The 17708-nt window shown below is 69.1% G+C and carries 16 protein-coding genes and 1 pseudogene; 14 read left to right on the top strand and 3 right to left on the bottom strand.

Annotated features, from left to right (window positions below):
- Complete coding sequence (locus ACIA58_RS31540; protein ID WP_396407451.1) at positions 1-783, bottom strand: universal stress protein; 783 nt, start codon at positions 781-783, stop codon at positions 1-3.
- The gene (locus tag ACIA58_RS31535; protein ID WP_396407450.1) at positions 780-1562 is read right to left on the bottom strand and encodes a 2-oxo acid dehydrogenase subunit E2; all 783 of its coding nucleotides are present in this window, start codon (positions 1560-1562) and stop codon (positions 780-782) included. Before ACIA58_RS31535 ends, ACIA58_RS31540 begins: the two co-directional genes overlap by 4 nt.
- A gap of 162 nt (positions 1563-1724) precedes the next feature.
- Between ACIA58_RS31535 and ACIA58_RS31530 the strand changes: the two genes are divergently transcribed.
- From ACIA58_RS31530 to ACIA58_RS31500, 7 genes are all read left to right on the top strand, one after another.
- Positions 1725-3245, top strand: coding sequence for an aldehyde dehydrogenase family protein (locus ACIA58_RS31530; RefSeq protein WP_396407449.1), 1521 nt, complete (start codon positions 1725-1727; stop codon positions 3243-3245).
- Positions 3246-3249: 4 nt separating this feature from the next.
- Positions 3250-4617 carry a DUF779 domain-containing protein gene (locus tag ACIA58_RS31525; protein ID WP_396407448.1) on the top strand — a complete coding sequence of 456 codons (1368 nt, stop codon included), beginning with the start codon at positions 3250-3252 and terminating at the stop codon, positions 4615-4617.
- Between the two features lie 15 nt (positions 4618-4632).
- Entirely contained in the window at positions 4633-5709 is a 1077-nt protein-coding gene (locus tag ACIA58_RS31520; RefSeq protein ID WP_396407836.1) for an NAD(P) transhydrogenase subunit alpha, read from the top strand.
- Positions 5706-6002 carry an NAD(P) transhydrogenase subunit alpha gene (locus tag ACIA58_RS31515; RefSeq protein WP_396407447.1) on the top strand — a complete coding sequence of 99 codons (297 nt, stop codon included), beginning with the start codon at positions 5706-5708 and terminating at the stop codon, positions 6000-6002. Before ACIA58_RS31520 ends, ACIA58_RS31515 begins: the two co-directional genes overlap by 4 nt.
- Positions 5999-7396 (top strand): NAD(P)(+) transhydrogenase (Re/Si-specific) subunit beta, encoded by a 1398-nt coding sequence (locus tag ACIA58_RS31510; RefSeq protein ID WP_396407446.1) that lies wholly within the window; start codon positions 5999-6001, stop codon positions 7394-7396. Before ACIA58_RS31515 ends, ACIA58_RS31510 begins: the two co-directional genes overlap by 4 nt.
- Before the next feature lie 10 nt (positions 7397-7406).
- A complete protein-coding gene (locus ACIA58_RS31505; protein ID WP_396407445.1) occupies positions 7407-8369 on the top strand; it encodes an Acg family FMN-binding oxidoreductase in 963 nt (320 codons plus the stop codon).
- Positions 8370-8582: 213 nt separating this feature from the next.
- Positions 8583-9194, top strand: coding sequence for a hypothetical protein (locus ACIA58_RS31500; protein WP_396407444.1), 612 nt, complete (start codon positions 8583-8585; stop codon positions 9192-9194).
- Positions 9195-9249: 55 nt separating this feature from the next.
- On the opposite strand, the gene ACIA58_RS31495 is transcribed toward ACIA58_RS31500, so the two are convergent.
- Complete coding sequence (locus ACIA58_RS31495; protein ID WP_396407443.1) at positions 9250-9549, bottom strand: 2TM domain-containing protein; 300 nt, start codon at positions 9547-9549, stop codon at positions 9250-9252.
- 151 nt (positions 9550-9700) lie between these two features.
- On the opposite strand from ACIA58_RS31495, the gene ACIA58_RS31490 reads away from it, so the two are divergent.
- The 7 genes and pseudogenes from ACIA58_RS31490 to ACIA58_RS31460 all read left to right on the top strand — a co-directional run bounded on the left by ACIA58_RS31490 (position 9701) and on the right by ACIA58_RS31460 (position 17541).
- Positions 9701-11125, top strand: coding sequence for a DUF4389 domain-containing protein (locus ACIA58_RS31490; protein WP_396407442.1), 1425 nt, complete (start codon positions 9701-9703; stop codon positions 11123-11125).
- 33 nt (positions 11126-11158) lie between these two features.
- A complete protein-coding gene (gene gap / locus ACIA58_RS31485; RefSeq protein WP_396407441.1) occupies positions 11159-12166 on the top strand; it encodes a type I glyceraldehyde-3-phosphate dehydrogenase in 1008 nt (335 codons plus the stop codon).
- 35 nt (positions 12167-12201) lie between these two features.
- Positions 12202-13158 carry a PEP/pyruvate-binding domain-containing protein gene (locus ACIA58_RS31480; RefSeq protein ID WP_396407440.1) on the top strand — a complete coding sequence of 319 codons (957 nt, stop codon included), beginning with the start codon at positions 12202-12204 and terminating at the stop codon, positions 13156-13158.
- Positions 13041-13697, top strand: a pseudogene (locus ACIA58_RS31475) (2-oxoacid:acceptor oxidoreductase family protein); the annotation flags it as partial. The gene ACIA58_RS31480 and the pseudogene ACIA58_RS31475, both read left to right, overlap by 118 nt.
- A gap of 40 nt (positions 13698-13737) precedes the next feature.
- The gene (locus ACIA58_RS31470) at positions 13738-14904 is read left to right on the top strand and encodes a transketolase C-terminal domain-containing protein (RefSeq protein ID WP_396407439.1); all 1167 of its coding nucleotides are present in this window, start codon (positions 13738-13740) and stop codon (positions 14902-14904) included.
- A 12-nt stretch (positions 14905-14916) separates the two neighbouring features.
- On the top strand, positions 14917-15906 hold the full coding sequence (locus tag ACIA58_RS31465; protein WP_396407438.1) for a thiamine pyrophosphate-dependent enzyme: 990 nt from the start codon (positions 14917-14919) through the stop codon (positions 15904-15906).
- Positions 15907-17541 (top strand): NAD(P)-binding protein, encoded by a 1635-nt coding sequence (locus ACIA58_RS31460; protein WP_396407437.1) that lies wholly within the window; start codon positions 15907-15909, stop codon positions 17539-17541.
- The last annotated feature ends 167 nt before the right edge of the window (positions 17542-17708 follow it).

Here is a 17708-nt window from a genome sequence, read left to right as displayed (position 1 = left end):
TCAGCCTCCGGCTGCGGCGGCGGGGATGACGGCGACGGGGCAGTCGGCGTGGTGGAGGACGGTCTGACTGACGGAGCCGATCAGCATGCCGGCGAAGCCGCCGCGGCCGCGGGCGCCGATGACGATCAGGTTTGCGTCGCCGGACAGGCGGAGGATGTGCTCGGCCGGGTGGCCGGTGATCTGGATCAGCTCGGCGTCGTGGCCGCCGCGTGCGTGGACTGCCTCGCGCAGTTCGTCCTCGGTGATCCGGTGGAGTTCGGTGCCGGTGGGCTGGGCCGCGACGACGCGGACGGGGAGGTTGTGGCGTCGGGCGTAGTCGAGCCCGTAGTCGAGCGCGGTGTCACTGGCCGGTGAACCGTCGTACCCGATGACGACGCGGATGCCGGCCAGGGCTCCGAGGTCGGGGCGTACGACGACGACCGGGCAGTGGGAGTTCGCCGCGAGGTCGAGGCCGGTCGAGCCGACCAGGCCGCCGATCAGGACTCCGAGACCGCGGCTGCCGATCACGACGGCGGCCGCGTCGCAGGACGCCTTCACCAGCGCGGCCGACGGTGAGCCGCTTTGGATCCTGGAGTCGATGACGATCCCGGGCTCCAGCCCACGCGCCTGGGTTACCGCCTCGTAGACGATGTGGCCGGCCTGATCAGGCGATTCACCTGGCGTCATGACACTCACGAGGTGCAGCGGGCTTCGCAGCGCCGCGGCCTCCATGGCGCCCCACTTGACCGCCATGTCGGCGGCCGGTGAGCCGTCGATCCCGACGACAACGGGTTTGTGCTTCACGCGGGTCTCCTCGCGACGACCGGGGACGAGATCCCGTCCCCGGTGACCAGCAGTTCGCGGAGCCGTCCGACGAAGCGGGCGGCAGGGGCGCCGTCGACGACGTCGTGGTCGGCGCTGACGGTCAGCTGCAGGAACTCGCGCTCCACCAGCCGGCCCTGGAAGAGGATCGGCCGTTTGGCGATTCCGCCGATGACGATGCTCAGTGTGTGCAGCTGGAAGCCGATGCCCCAGCCGGCTCCGGCGCCGAACATGCCGACTGCTGTCACGCCCACAGTCCCCGCCAGGGCCCGCTGCCGATGCGGCATCCGGTGCAGCCCGCCGAGCAGCGCGACGCGGACGAAGCCTGGCAGCAAAAGATAGCCACGGGCCCACGGAGCCTTGCGTACCGACGGACTCAGCGACGGGTCGGACTTGACCGCGTGGATCTCCTGGTGCAGATCCTCGACCGTACGCCGGGCCGCATCGCGGAGCACATGAGTGAACGCGAAGGGACTGCCGTCGACGTCGACCTCGACCGGGAGACCGACGTCGACCTCGTCGAAGACGATCTGCCGGCCGCGGAAGTCACGGTAGGCCTGCACACTCGGCTCCTCGGCGACCGCGGTGGCGATGCAATGGATCACGAACGCGGTGAACAGATGAGGGCGCAGAGCCGCTCGTGCCGACGTCACGTCGACCTCGAACAGACCATGGATGGCGTGGCGGCGCTGAGCCGCGCGCCCGGTGTCGATCACGAGCTGCCGAACCCACGGCACCCGTCGTACCTGTCCGTCCCGCACCGGTCCACCTCCTGATCCGAGTTGGCTCAAGCATCCGCGGCGGCACCGGCCGCCCGCATCGGCCGACCGGTCCTCAGACGCGGGTCTTTCGGCCCTACGGGTGTCGGCTTGGCTGTCGTTGGCTCGAAGGGCATGGACTCGTCGAGTCGAAGGAGAAGGATCATGCAGTACGTCGCACCCGGGAAGCCCGGGAGTCCGGTCGAGGTCAAGCCGCGGTACGAGAACTTCATCGGCGGCAGGTGGGTGGAGCCGTCGAAGGGCGAGCATCGGATCGACCTGAGCCCGGCCACCGCCGAGCCGATCACCGAGGTCGCCCACTCGACGCCGGAGGACGTCGAACTGGCGTTGGACGCCGCGCACGCCGCCAAGGATGCCTGGGGCGAGAAGTCCGCGTCCGAGCGCGCCGAGGTTCTGAACGCCGTGGCCGACGCGGTCGAGGCGAACAAGGAGATGCTTGCCGTCGCCGAGAGCTGGGAGAACGGCAAGCCGGTCCGCGAGACGCTGAACGCGGACATCCCGCTGGTCGTCGACCACTTCCGGTACTTCGCCGGCGCGGTGCGGGCCGAGGAGGGCCGGACCACCGAGATCGACAAGGACCTGGTCGCGTACCACTTCCGCGAGCCGCTGGGTGTGGTCGGTCAGATCATCCCGTTCAACTTCCCGCTCCTGATGGCCGCCTGGAAGCTGGCCCCGGCCTGGGCCGCAGGCAACTGCTCGGTGATGAAGCCGGCGTCGCCGACGCCGTGGTCGATCCTGAAGCTGGCCGAGGTCATCGGCGACGTCGTACCGCCCGGTGTACTGAACATCGTCACCGGTCCCGGCGCCGAGATCGGCAAGGCGCTGGCCACCAGCCCGCGGATCGCGAAGATCGGCTTCACCGGTGAGACCGTCACCGGCCGGCTGATCATGCAGTACGCCGCCCAGAACCTGATCCCGTCGACCGTCGAGCTCGGCGGCAAGAGCCCGAACATCTTCTTCGGCGACGTGATGGCACACGACGACAAGTTCCTCGACAAAGCAGTCGAGGGTCTGGTCCTTTACGCGTTCAACAAGGGCGAGGTCTGCACCTGCCCGTCCCGGGCACTGATCCAGGAGGACATCTACGACGAGTTCATGTCCCGCTGCCTGGACCGGATCGCCGCGATCAAGCAGGGCAACCCGCTCGACACGGACACCCAGCTCGGGCCACAGGTGTCGCAGGGCCAGCTGGACAAGATCGCGTCGTACGTCGAGATCGGCCGCGGCGAGGGCGCCGAGGTACTGATCGGCGGCGAGCGCGCCAAGATCGCCGGCGAGTTCGAGCACGGCTACTACTTCCAGCCGACCGTACTGCGCGGCGAGAACAAGATGCGGGTCTTCCAGGAGGAGATCTTCGGCCCGGTCCTCGCGGTCACGACGTTCAAGGACGAGGCCGAGGCGCTGGCGATTGCCAACGACACGCTCTACGGCCTCGGCGCCGGTGTCTGGACGCGGGACGGAAATCGCGCGTACCGGATGGGCCGTGGCATCAAGGCCGGCCGGGTGTGGACGAACTGCTACCACCAGTACCCGGCAGGCGCAGCGTTCGGTGGTTACAAGATCTCCGGCATCGGCCGGGAGAACCACCGGATGATGCTCGACCACTACAGCCAGACCAAGAACCTCCTCGTCAGCTACAGCGACGAGCCGCTCGGTCTGTTCTGATCCCATGTCTGAGACACCTGGCAACCGCATCACCGCCACCGCGGCCGCGCACGATGCGATCCGTCGCCTGTGCGCGGAGCGCGGGCCGGTCATGTTCGTCCAGTCCGGCGGCTGCTGCGCCGGCAGTACGCCGATGTGTTATCCGGCCGGGGAGCTGATCCTCGGCGCGGGCGACGTACTGCTCGGCACCGTCGAGGGCTGCCCGTTCTACATCGACTACGGGCTGGACCAGGCGTGGGGAGAGTCCACGTTCCAGCTCGACGTCGCGCCCGGCGAACCCGAGGGCTTCTCGCTCGCGGCCGGGCCCGGCACTCATTTCGTCACCCGATCCACCAACTGTTCCGTCGAAAGGACCGTCATGAAAGCCGCAGTCGTCACCGACTTCACCAAACCGCTGGAGATCCAGGAAGTTCCGATTCCCGAGCCCGGTCCGGGCGAAGTCCTGGTCCGGATGGAGACCAGCGGGCTCTGCCACACCGACATCCACGCAGCCCACGGCGACTGGCCGGTCAAGCCGACCCCGCCGTTCGTCCCGGGTCACGAGGGCATCGGGATTGTCGAGCAGCTCGGCGCCGGCGTGACCGAGCGGGCCCTCGGCGACCGGGTCGCGATCGCCTGGCTCGGCTATGCCTGCGGCAAGTGCCGGCACTGCATCGGCGGCTGGGAGACCCTTTGCCTGGAGCAACAGAACTCCGGCTACAGCGTCAACGGAAGCTTCGCCGAGTACGCCGTCCTACCTGCGGCCTTCGCGACACCGGTGCCCGACAGCGTGTCGTCCCGCGACGCCGCTCCGCTCACGTGCGCGGGTGTCACGACGTTCAAGGCGATCAAGGTGGCCGGGGTAGCCCCGGCCGAGACGGTGGCGATCTTCGGCGTCGGTGGCCTGGGGCACCTCGCGCTGCAGTACGCACGGATCGCCGGCGGCATCACGATCGGCGTCGACATCGAGGACAGCAAGCTGGAGATGGCCAAGCAGCTCGGTGCGGACCACGTGGTGAATGCCGCCACGACCGATCCGGTGGAGGCGATCCAGGCGCTCGGCGGCGCCGATGTCGCGGTCGCGCTGGCAGCAAACCCGCAATCATTCGACCAGGCATTCCGTTCACTGCGCCGCGGCGGCCGGCTGGTCTGCGTGGCGCTGCCCGGTGACGACGGCGCGCTCAGCCTGCCGATCTTCGACACGGTGCTGAACGGCAAGACCGTGATCGGCTCGATCGTCGGCACCCGCAACGACCTGGCCGACGTCTTTGCGCTGCATGCCGCGGGCCGGACCAGGGTCATCGCCGTCGACCGCAAGCTCGACGACGTGAACCAGTCGATCGCGGACGTGTTGGCCGGCGACGTTCCGGCCCGGATCGTCTTCCAGTTCTGAGAGGTCGAAGTGAACATGCTCGTCGGCTGCCCGGCAGAGACCGCGTGGCACGAGAACCGTGTGGCAGTCACACCCGAGGTCGTAGCGCGGCTCCGCAAGACCGGTCTCGACGTGATCGTCGAGACCGGTGCGGGGCGCGGCGCCTGCTTCCCCGATGAGGCGTACGTCGCGGCCGGGGCACGGATCGCGGATCGGCCGGAGGTGTTCGCGGAGGCGGACATCCTGGCCGTGATCCACCGACCCGATTGCGGCCGGTTGCGGGACGGCCAGGTCCTGATCGGTCTGCTCGAGCCTCAGGAGGCACCGGAGGAACTGGCACACGTCACCGCGCTGAGTTTCGAGGGCTTGCCGCGGACGCTCAGCCGGGCGCAGTCGATGGACGTGCTCACCTCGCAGGCGAATGTTGCCGGTTACAAGGCGGCGATACTCGCCGCGGACACCTTCGGCGGCTTCTTCCCGATGATGATGACCGCGGCCGGGACCGTCCGCCCGGCCAAGGTCCTGGTGCTCGGCGGGGGAGTGGCCGGCCTGCAGGCGATGGGTACGGCGCGGCGCCTGGGCGCACTGGTAACCGGGTACGACGTCCGGGCAGCGGCGCGGGCCGATATCGCGTCGACCGGTGCCTCGGTGCTCGATCTCGGTGTGACAGCCGAAGGGGAGGGTGGCTACGCGCGCACGCTGACAGCCGAGGAACAAGCGGATCAGCAACAGGCGATGGTCGCCGCGATCCGCGACTTCGACGTGGTCATCACGACCGCGCAGGTGCCCGGACACAGTCCGCCGGAACTTGTTCCGGGTGCCGCGCTGGCAGGCATGGCGGCGGGGTCGGTTGTCGTCGATCTGGCGGCGGGTCCACTGGGCGGCAATGTGGCGGGGTCGGTGCCCGACGGGCGCGTCGAGACCGGCAACGGAGTCGTGGTGCTCGGCGCAGGGAACCTGCCGGCGCAGCTGCCTCGGGCCGCCTCGTCCGCCTGGGCGCGCAACGTCGCGGCCTTGCTCGAGTACCTGATCCACGACGGCTCCGTCGTACTCGATCCGGAGGACGAGATCACCGCCGGCCTGCTCGTGCACTCGAAGGAGACAGTGTCATGACACCTGTGCTGCTGGCCGACATCACCGTGTTCGTGCTCAGTGTGCTGGTCGGGTTCGAGGTCATCACCAAGGTCCCGGCCACCCTGCACACGCCGCTGATGTCCGGTGCGAACGCCATCCACGGCGTGGTCGTGGTCGGCGTGATGATCGTTGCCGCGAGCATCGATACGACGGTCGGCTACCTGCTGCTGTTCGTGGCCGCGGTGTTCGCCGCCGCCAACGTGGTCGGCGGTTACGTCGTCACCGACCGGATGCTCGAGATGTTCCGTGCCAAGCCGAAGGACATGTCATGACGACAACGACCCACCTTCTCTACCTGGGTACGGCGGTCTGCTTCGTGCTCGGTCTGCACCTGATGACCTCACCGGCGACGGCGCGCCGGGGCAACCAACTGTCGGCGTTCGGCATGGCGGTAGCCGTCGCGCTCACAGCCGTCGTACTGGTCGACGACGCCGTCATCACCACGACGGCCGCCGTTGTCCTCGCCCTCGGCGTGGCGGCCGGAGCGGGTGCCGGACTGGTCGCCGCGCGGCGCGTGAAGATGACCGCGATGCCGCAATTGGTGAGTCTGTTCAACGCGGTCGGTGGCGGCGCGGCCGCGATCATCGCGTTCACGGACGCACTGCCGGGTTCGGCGGATCAGCCGATCAGCACGACCCTGACTACGTTCCTGGACGTGCTCATCGGCGCCGTGACGTTCTCGGGGTCCTTGGTTGCCGCGGGCAAGCTGGCCGGGCACGTGCCGGGCCGGCCGCTGACCTTTGCCGGTGGACGCGTCCTCAATCTGCTGCTCGCCCTGACCGCTCTCACCGCCGGTGTTCTGTTCACGGCGCACGTCGGCGGGCTGGGGACGCTCGGGGTCGTGACCGGTGCTTCGCTGGCGATCGGCGTACTGATGACGCTGCCGATCGGCGGTGCAGACATGCCGGTCGTGATCTCGCTGCTGAACGCGTGCACCGGTACGGCGGTGGCGATGGCCGGATTCGTGATCGGGAGTACGCCGCTGATCATCGCGGGCGCGCTGGTCGGCGCGGCCGGTGGCATCCTGACGAAGCTGATGGCTGTCGCGATGAACCGCTCCCTGCTGAGCATCGTCGCGGGCGGCTTCGGCACCGGGGACGAGCAGACCACCACCGCGATCGCGGCAACGGGCACGGTCCGATCGGTGAGCGCCGACGACGCCGCCCTGCAGTTGGCGTACGCGAGCAAGGTCGTCATCGTTCCCGGTTACGGACTTGCAGCGGCGCAGGCACAGCACGAGGTCGTCGAGCTCGCGCAGGCCTTGACCGAACACGGCGTCGACGTCAGCTACGGGATCCATCCAGTGGCCGGTCGGATGCCAGGCCATATGAACGTGCTGCTGGCCGAGGCGAATGCGCCGTACCCGCAGCTGAAGGATCTCGACGAGATCAACCCGCAGTTCGCGGCGACCGATGTCGTCCTGGTCGTCGGCGCGAACGACGTCACCAACCCTGCGGCCCGCCGGCCGGGCAACGCCGTGTCCGGGATGCCGATCCTGGACGTCGACAAGGCCCGCAGCGTGATCGTGGTCAAGCGCTCGCTCGGGCACGGCTACGCCGGGATCGACAACGAGCTCTACACCAACGCGCGGACCGCGATGCTGTTCGGCGACGCGAAGGTCGTGCTCACCGCATTGATCAACGAGCTCCAGGCCTACGTCCATTGAGGTGATCAGGATGGAAGACAAGCTGACCCAGGACGATCGCAACGCCCTGCTGTCTGCCGCGGTGGCGGCGCCGTCGATGCACAACACGCAGCCGTGGCGGTTCCGGTTCGTGGGCCGGACGGTCGAGGTGTATCGGGACCGGGAGCGCGAGCTGCCGGCCGAGGATCCGTCCCGGCGGATGTTGTTCGTGTCCCTCGGCGCGGCGATCTTCAACCTGCGGGTGGCGGCCGCGGCTCTGGGGACGGGTTCGGAGGTGCGTCACCTGGTCGATCAGCGGCGGCCGGACCTGGTCGCCGTCGTGGAGCTCGGCGGGCCGCCGAACGGGCCGATGGCCGCGCTCGCGCCGTACCTGACCGAACGCCGGACGAACCGTGAGCCGTTCACCGAGCAGCGTCTGCCGGGACAGCTGCGGGTCCAGCTCGGTCTGTGCGCGCAGGTCGAGGGAGCGGTACTGCAGTGGATCAACAAGCCGACCCGGCGTTGGTGGTTGCGGATAGCAACGAACGAGGCGGCGACAGCCGACGACGAGGATGCGGCCAGGACCGCTGAGCGCCGGCGGTGGATCGGTGGCGACCGGGACGCCGACGGCGTCCCGTCGAGTGCACTGGGCTCGCGCGTTGCGGGTGGGAACCCAGTGGTGCGCGAAATGGCCGCCACCGACGCGGACATGGCCCGCCCGGTGGCCGACTTCGAGCGGGAGCCGCAGCTGGCGGTGCTCGCGACGCGGTACGACGGCCCGATCGAGTGGTTGCGGGCCGGCCAGGCGTTGGAGCACGTGTTGCTCGAGGCGACCGCGCGTGGCGTGTCGACCTCGTTGCTGAACCAGGCGATCGAGCACGAGGAGCTTCGCGGGCAGATCAACGATCCGCTCGGTCCGTGGCAGCGCCCGCAGACGGTGATCCGGTTCGGGTACGGCACACCGGTCCCGCCGACGCCGCGGCGCCCGATCGGCGAAGTGCTGCTCGGCGACTGACGGTGGGCCGAGTGGTCTGCAGGCTCGGGACCTTGGGCCCTGACCACGACCCCGCCGGCTGGGCGAATCTGTAGGTGCAGGGGAGATGACCGGCTCGCCGGAAGCGGACCGACAAAGGTGGCCAGAGGCCACGAGACCCACCGTCGTCAAGACGGACCCGGTCCGGTGAGCCGGTCCCCTGCGTCCAATCGTGAGCGGTATGGGGAGGTCGTCATGAGCACCGTCAAGCAACGTTCCGGGGAGCAGCGGGTGCTCATGCAGGCCCGCCGTCTGAGCTTCGGCCGCAATCCGCTGCGCCGGCCAGTCGACCGGCTCGAAGCAGGTCTGCTGTGGTCGGCGCTCGTCGCCGCGCTGCTGATGGTCGTCGTCGGCGCAGCTGTCGGGACCGGGCTTCGCAACGCGAGTAACGCGTCGGCAGACCAGGAACGTGCGGTGCTGCACGAGACGACGGGCCGCACTCTGCAGAGCACAGAGGGCCAGGTGCCGGCCACTCCGGGCGCCATGGTGACAGTTGTTCAGGTGCGGTACATCGATCAGCAGGGGATCACCCGCGAAGGTATGGCGCCTGTCGTGATCGGCACAAAGGCGGACGTCCCGGTGATGATCTGGCTGGACCGGACCGGAGCCATCGCGTCCGCGCCGCACTCGGCCGCCGACAGCGTGGCCTACGGCGCGACCATCGGATTCATCACCGTCGTCGGGTCCTGGCTTCTGCTCTGGGGCGCGTTCCGCCTGGCCTGCGTACCGCTGAATCGTCGCCGTGCCCGGGCGTGGGAGAGCGAGTGGGACGCCGTCGCTCCCCGTTGGCTCCGCGGCCAGCGCTGACCGTCGTACCCACAGAGAAGGGCCGGCTCGTTCGAGCCGGCCCTTGGGCGTTCGGTCAGCGGCGGCGGGCGATCCGCTCCATCGTGCTGCGGATCGCGGTCTCCGTCGGTTGCGGCCACAGCACGTCCCATGCGTGGAAGACGATGCCGATGCCCCAGGCGAAGATCGGGAAGACCGGCCAGAAGAAGCCGGCTCCGCTGACGTACCAGATGATCACCACGAAGGTGTTCACCAGGACGAACGCGGTCAGGTGACTGGCGAGCTCACGCCGCTTGCGCAGCTCGGTGACGGCCTGTTCGCGCAGCTCGTCGTCGGTCCGCGGGGTCGTGCGATCGACGAGGGTCCTGTCGTCCATGACTGCCTCCTTTCCTCACTCTCACCGTGCGCCGCCGGCGGTCCGCCGGTCAGGGCAGCAAGACGTGCTCCGCGCGGGACCTTCGGCTCTGCTCGAGAGCCCGCTGTGGCTCGAGGCTGGCCTTGAGGAACGAGTGACGGGAGGCTGTGTGATGAGTACGACGACGTACCCCGTCCAGGTGGACGGGAGACTCGACGAGCGGCTGAATCGCTGGCTGTGGTTGGTGAAATGGGTGCTGGTGATCCCGCACCTGTTCGTGCTCGCGGCGTTGTGGATCGCGTTCGCGCTGCTGAGCTTCGTGGCGTTCTTCGCGATCCTGTTCACCGGGCGGTATCCGCGCGGCATCTTCGACTTCAACGTCGGAGTACTGCGCTGGACCTGGCGGGTGCAGTTCTACGCGTACGGCGCGCTCGGTACGGACAAGTATCCGCCGTTCACGTTGCGCGACGTGCCGTCGTACCCGGCGCATCTGGAGGTCAAGTATCCCGAGCACCTGTCCCGCGGACTGGTGCTGGTGAAGTGGTGGCTGCTCGCGATCCCGCACTACATCGTGGTCGGGTTCTTCGTCGGCAGCGGGACCTGGTTCGCGAGTCAGGCGGACAACCAGGCATGGGGCTGGAGCGGCGGGCTCGTTGGTCTGCTGGTCCTGGTGGCGGCGATCGTACTGCTGTTCACCGGGCGGTACCCGCGACCGGTGTTCGACCTGGTGCTCGGGATGAACCGCTGGGCTTTGCGGGTCGCGGCGTACGCCGGGTTGATGGTCGACCAGTACCCGCCGTTCCGCCTGGACATGGGCGGTGACGATCCCGGTACGACGAAGCTGCACGAGCCGCCACCGCCGAGCCGGCCGCCCCGGGAACCGGAGTTGCGGATGTCGGTGGGGCAGACCGTCGCCCTGGTGCTGGGCATCGTGGTGACGCTGGCGTCGGTTGTCGGTCTGACCGTCGGGGGAGCGCTGGCCTGGCTGGACCAGGGCCGTCGGGACGCCGCGGGCTTCGTGACGTCGGACCAGGTGACCCTGAGCACGACGGGATACGCGCTGACGAGTGAGAACCTCACGATCGCCTCGGGCGGCGCCACGCTGCCGCATCGCTGGTTCGGTGACGCACGGGTGCGTGTCAGCGCCACCGACGGCACGCCGGTGTTCGTCGGGCTGGCGAACTCCAGCGATGTGCGCGCCTATCTGGCCGGCGTTGGCTACACGACCGTCAAGGCAGTCGGGCCGCACCGGACGACGTACGACGATCATGGTGGGCAAGCGCCGTCGAGCGCGCCCACCACGCTGAAGATCTGGCGGGTCCAGGCATCCGGCGCAGGCGAGCAGACGATCACGTGGCCGCTGGAGAACGGTGACTGGACCCTGGTCGTCATGGCCGCCGACGGCAGCCCGGACGTCAGTGTGCAGGCGGATGTGGGCGCGACCGCGCCGGCCCTGTCGTGGGCCTGGGTCGCGGTGATCACGAGCGCCGGCATCGTCCTCCTGCTGGGCGTGGCGCTGGTCCTGGTGGCGGCCGTCCGGCAGCCGAAGGCGGGACCTTCGGCCCTGACCGGGCCCCCGCGCCCGCCGGTGGAATGAGTACGACGGACAACACCGACTGAGGGGTCGATCATGAGCGTACGAGTAGGGATCAACGGGTTCGGGCGCATCGGGCGGGACTACCTGCGCTGCGTGCTCGAACGGCGATCCAGCGGCATCGAGGTGGTCGCGATCAACGACGTCGCCGCGCCGGCGACGCTCGCGCACCTGTTGCGCTACGACTCGACGTACGGGCCTCTCAAGGAGGAGGTCGGTCACACCGACGACACGATCACGGTCGGCGGGCACACCCTGCGCGCGACCGCCGAGCGTGATCCGGTCCGGCTCGACTGGAGTGCTGTCGGCGCCGAGGTCGTGATCGAGTCGACCGGCAAGTTCCGCACCCGCGACGCCGCCGGCGCGCACCTGCTCGCGGGAGCCCGCAAGGTGATCCTGTCGGTGCCGGGCAAGGACGTCGACACGACGGTCGTGCTCGGCGTGAACGAGGACGACTACGATCCGGCGCGCCACGACGTGATCTCGAACGCCTCGTGCACGACGAACTGCGTCGCGCCGATGGTGTCGGTGCTGCACCGGGCCTTCGGGATCGAGCGTGGTCTGATGACGACGATCCACAGCTACACCAACGACCAGGTACTGCTCGACTCGCCGCACAAGGACCTCCGGCGTGGCCGCTCGGGTGCCACGAACCTCATCCCGACTAGCACCGGTGCGGCCCGCGCGGTCGGGCTGGTCATCCCCGACCTGGCCGGCAAGATCGACGGCGTCGCCGTACGCGTCCCGGTCGAGGACGGCTCGCTGACCGACTTGTCCGTGCAGCTCGCCGAGGCCGTCACGGTCGAGATCGTCAACGAGGCGTTCGCCGAGGCCGCGGCCGGACGGCTGAAGGGGATCCTGCGCTACACGACCGATCCGATCGTGTCCCGTGACATCGTCGGCGACCCGTCGTCGTGCATCTTCGACGCGCCGCTGACGCAGGTCCAGAACCATCTGGTCAAGGTTTTCGGTTGGTACGACAACGAGTGGGGCTACACGAGCCGCCTGGTCGACCTGACCGAGCTCGTCGCCGCCTCGCTGTGATTCTCGCGGCAACTCTCGCGGTAACAGGAGGAATGATGAACATCGTCTGGCTGTCGGGCGATCTGGATCCGACGCAGGTAGGCGTGAAGACCGCCCGCCTGGCAGAGCTCGCCGACGCCGGGATCAGGATCCCGGAGGGGTTCGTCGTGACCGCGGCGGCGTACGGGGAGTTCGTCCGCGAGGCGAGGCTCGGTCCGTCGATCGCGCAGGCCATCCGTCGGTTCCGGGCCGGTCGCGACCTGGTCGTGGCGGCTGCCGAGATCCGTTCGGCGTTCCGTGACGCGGAGCTGCCGCCTGCTCTGGTCGACGAGATCGTCGCGGGCTACGAGCAGCTCGGCGGGGACGGTGCCGATGTCATCGTGCGCTGCAGTCCGGTCGAGCCGGCCGACGAGCTGCAGGAGGAGGTCTTCCTGCACCTGCGGACGGGTGCTGACGTGGTCGCCGCCGTGCGGCGATGCTTCGCGGCGTTGTTCTCGATGGCTGCTGTCGGCCACCGTGAGGCGACTGGCGACGATCACCTGCGGGCAGCGATGCCGGTGACTGTGCAGACCATGGTGCGTGCCGACATCGGCAGTTCCGGCACCGCCCGTGGCGAGAGCACCTTCGTCCGCGTCCGCGCCCGTTGGGGCCTCGGCGAACCGACGGCGACCGGCGCCGACCAGTACTCCGTGCACCCGGGCTCGCGCCCGCTGATCGTCAAGCACCGCGGCGCCAAACTGACCAAGGTCGTGTACGCCGACCCGCGCGGAACGCAGCGGGTGCCGACCACGCTGGACGAGCGTGGCGGGCTGGTGCTGACCGACGACGAGCTGGTCGAGCTGGCCGATTGGTCCGCGAGAGCTGACAAGCACTTCCGCCGCCCGATGGCCCTCGAATGGGCGAAGGACGGGCGCACCGGCGAGCTCTACACGGTCGAGGTCCGTCCTTGGATGCCGCCGCCGGTGACCATCGCTGCCCGTGGCCGCGCCACAGCCGTCTCCCGGCTCGGGTGACTGCGATGTTCGAGGTGCGGATCCACGGCCGGGGCGGCCAGGGAGTAGTGACGACGGCCGAACTGTTGTCGGTCGCGGCGTTCGCCGAAGGGCGGGAGGCACAGGCGTTTCCGACCTTCGGATCGGAACGAACCGGTGCGCCGGTGGTCGGCTTCTGCCGGATCGACAACCGTCCGATTCGGGCGCATGAGCCGATCGCCGCGCCGGACGCCGTGATTGTGCAGGACGCGACGCTGATCCATCACACCGACGTCTTCGGTGGTCTGAGAAGTGACGGGTACCTCCTGCTGAACACATCACGTTCGCTCGCCGAGCTTGGACTGGACTCGTTCGTGCAGCGGTTCAGGCCGGGGCGGGTGCTGACAGTGCCGGCGACCGAGCTGGCACTGACCCACCTGGGCCGGCCGCTGCCCGGCGCCGTACTGCTGGGCGCCTTCGCGGCGCTGACCGGGCAGGTGCAGGTCGACTCGGTGGTCGCGGTCGTGCAGGACAGATTCTCCGGACCTGTTGCCGCTGGCAACGTCGCGGCCGTGCGCGCCGCCTATGACCGGGCTCGTTCCACCCTCGAGGAGGCCGCTGATGCGCTCACAGATTGCAGGATCGCGGGCCGTCGCCCAGACGGTCGCACGCTGCCGTCCCGAGGTGATCTGCGCCTATCCGATCTCGCCCCAGACGCATATCGTCGAGGCGCTGAGTGTGCTGGTCGCCAACGGCGAGCTTGCGCCGTGCGAGTTCGTGAACGTCGAGTCCGAGTTCGCCGCGATGTCGGTCGCGATCGGCGCGTCGGCGACGGGCGCCCGCGCCTACACCGCAACCGCGAGTCAGGGCCTGCTGTACATGACCGAGGCGCTGTTCAACGCGTCCGGCCTCGGACTTCCGATCGTGATGACGGTCGCCAACCGGGCCATCGGCGCGCCGATCAACATCTGGAACGACCACAGCGATGCGATGTCTCAGCGCGACTCCGGTTGGATCCAGCTGTACGCCGAGAGCAACCAGGAGGCGGCCGACCTGCATGTGCAGGCGTTCCGGATCGCGGAGGAGCTGTCGTTGCCGGTGATGGTGTGTATGGACGGCTTCGTGCTGACCCATGCTGTCGAGGGCATTGACGTACCGTCGCAGGAGCAGGTGGACGCATTCCTCCCGCCGTACCAGCCGCGGCAGGTGCTTGACCCGGACAACCCGATGACTATCGGGGCGATGGTCGGGCCGGACGCCTTCACCGAGGTCCGGTATCTCGCCCACGCGCGGCATCTTGAGGCGCTGAAGGTGATTCCGCGGGTTGCGGACGACTTCGCGCGGGAGTTCTGGCGCAGCTCCGGCGGCCTGGTCACGCCGTATGGATGCCTGGGGGCGGAGACGGTCGTGGTGGCGCTGGGGTCGGTGCTGGGCACGCTGAAGGACACCGTGGACGAGCTGCGGGCCGAGGGCGAGAGCATCGGCGTGCTGGGGGTGACCACGTTCCGGCCGTTCCCCTCAGAGGCCGTCCGGGACGTACTCCGCGGTGCACGACGCATCGTCGTGCTCGAGCGGGCGCTCGCGGTGGGTGTCGGCGGGATCGTGTCGGCAGACGTCCGCGGGAGTTTGCCGGAGGCAACGATTGTCACGGTGGTCGCGGGACTAGGCGGCCGGCCGGTGACCAAGGCTTCGCTGCGCGCGATGCTGACCGAGGCAGTCGCCGATCGGCTCGAGCCGTTGACGTTCCTGGACCTCAAGCACGACGTGGTCGAGCACGAGTTGAGCTGAGAGGACTTCGCCATGCCAGTGCAGCGGATCAAGTTCTACCAGACGGGCAGCTTCGCGGTGGGGAACCGGCTGCTCGATCCTGACCAGCGGGCGGTGCAGGCCGACCCGGAGCGGACGAACTCGCTGACGACGGGCCATCGGGCCTGTCAGGGGTGCGGAGAGGCGCTCGGAGCGCGGTACGTGCTCGACGCGGTGATGCGGGCGGCCGGCAGCCGGGCGGTGACGGTGAATGCGACCGGTTGCCTGGAGGTCTTCTCCACGCCGTACCCGGAGTCCTCGTGGCGGGTTGCCTGGCTGCACTCGCTGTTCGGCAACGCGCCGGCTGTGGCGACCGGTGTCGCCGCGGCGCTGAAGGCCAAAGGACGCACCGACGTTCGCGTGGTCGGGCAGGGCGGTGACGGTGGCACGGTCGACATCGGTCTTGCGTGCCTGTCCGGGATGTTCGAGCGCAACGACGACGTCCTGTACGTCTGCTACGACAACGGCGGCTACATGAATACCGGCGTACAGCGATCGGGAGCGACCCCGCACGGGGCAGTGACGACAACGACGCCGGCCGGGAACTCGTTCGGGCAGGGCAAGAGCCTGCCGCTGATCGCGATGGCCCACCGGATCCCGTACGTCGCCACCGCGACCGTGGCGGACCTGCGCGACCTCGAGTACAAGGCGACCAAGGCGATGGAGTACCACGGCGCGCGATACCTGCATGTGCTGGTGCCGTGCCCACTGGGCTGGCGGACCGCCTCCGACGAGACGATCCGGATCGCGAGGCTGGCGACCGAGACCGGCATTTTCCCGGTCTTCGAGGCGGTCGACGGCGAGGTGACCGACGTGTCCCGGATCCGCCTGGTCCGCCCGGTCGTCGACTATCTGCGACCGCAAGGGCGGTTCGCGCATTTGTTCGGCGACACCCCGCGCGACGACGTGATCAGCAGGATCCAGGCCGAGGCGGACCGCAACATCCGCACCTTCGGCCTGACCGAACCCGACGAGGTGAGTTAGATGCCTGAGGCAAACAAGCACCATCCCTACGCGATCACCCTCGACGTCGGGTCCAGTCTGGCGAACAAGACCGGATCCTGGCGCACCGAGCGGCCGGTCTACTTCGACCGGATGCCGCCGTGCAACGACGCCTGTCCGGCCGGCGAGAATGTGCAGGAGTGGCTGTCGCACGCCGAGGAAGGCGACTACGAGGCCGCGTGGCGTCAGATCATGGTCGACAACCCGTTCCCGGCGATCATGGGCCGGGTCTGCTACCGGCCGTGCGAGACCGCCTGCAACCGGGCCACCCTGGACGAACCGGTCGGGATCAACTCGGTCGAGCGGTTCCTGGGGGACGAGGCGATCAAGCAGGGCTGGTCGATGTCCGTCGAGGGAGCGCCGAGCGGGAAGCGGGTGCTGATCGTCGGTGCGGGTCCTTCCGGGCTGTCCGCGGCGTACCACCTCGCACGGCTCGGCCACGAGGTCACGGTCCGGGACGACTCGCCGCTGGCCGGGGGCATGATGCGCTACGGCATTCCGTCGTACCGGTTGCCGCGGGACGTCGTGGACGCGGAGATCCAGCGGATCGTCGATCTGGGCGTGCGGCTGGAGCTCGGCTCCGCGGTGACCGACCTGAGCGGCGAGCTGGTGGACTTCGACGCGGTGTTCCTGGCCGTCGGTGCGCACGTCGGGCGGCGGGCGGACATCCCGGCCGGCGACTCGGCGCGGATCGTCGACGCCGTCTCGATGCTCGCCGGGCTGGAGAAGGGTGAGCAACCGCTGCTCGGTCGTCGCGTCGCGGTGTACGGCGGCGGCAACACGGCGATGGACGTCGCCCGGACCGCTCGCCGGCTCGGTGCGTCGGATGCGGTCGTGGTGTACCGCCGTACCCGGGAACGGATGCCGGCGCACGACATCGAGGTCCAGGAGGCGCTGGAGGAAGGCGTCCGGATGCGGTGGCTGTCGACCATCGTGTACGCCGGGGCCGACCGCGTGCGGATCGAGAAGATGCGGCTGGACGAGACCGGGTTCCCGCAGCCGACCGGCGAGTTCGAGGAGCTCGACGCCGACTCGGTGGTGCTCGCGCTCGGGCAGCAGGCCGATCTCGAACTGGTGCGGGACCTTGCCGAGGTCACCGTCAGCCATGGCGTGGTCGAGGTCGACCCGGCGATGATGACCGGCCGGCCTGGTCTGTTCGCCGGCGGAGACATGGTGCCCGGCGACCGGACAGTCACGATCGCCGTCGGCCATGGCAAGCAGGCGGCGCGGAACATCGACGCCTGGCTGCGCGGCTCGGGGTACGTGCACCCGGCGCGTCCCGAGCTGGCGACGTACGACCGGCTGAACACCTGGTACTACGCGGACGCGTCGGCGACCATGAGGCCGCAGCTCGACCTGGCCCGCCGGATCACCACCTTCGACGAGGTCACGAACGGGCTGACCGCCGAAAACGCCCTGTTCGAGGCTCGACGGTGTATGTCGTGCGGCAACTGCATGGAGTGCGACAACTGCTTCGGGGTCTGCCCGGACAACGCGATCATCAAACTCGGCCCCGGCAAGGGCTACGAGATCGACCTCGACTTCTGCAAAGGCTGCGGCCTGTGCGCGGCCGAATGCCCCAGCGGCGCGATCACCATGTTCCGCGAGCGCTCCTGACAGCTGCGCCGGTCGCGATGAGGCCGCGGGCGAGGTCATCGACGCGGCCGTCGGCCCCACCGGTGACGGGACGTTCGGCCCTGCTCAACCGTCTGCCCGCGATCGACGGTGGAGATATGAGGGGAGCACGGTTATGAGCGAATCAGGTTCTGGAGGGCGATTCGATC

Source organism: Kribbella sp. NPDC051586 (genome assembly GCF_044453965.1).
GTDB lineage: Bacteria > Actinomycetota > Actinomycetes > Propionibacteriales > Kribbellaceae > Kribbella.
This window is presented reverse-complemented; position numbering and strand designations above follow the sequence as displayed.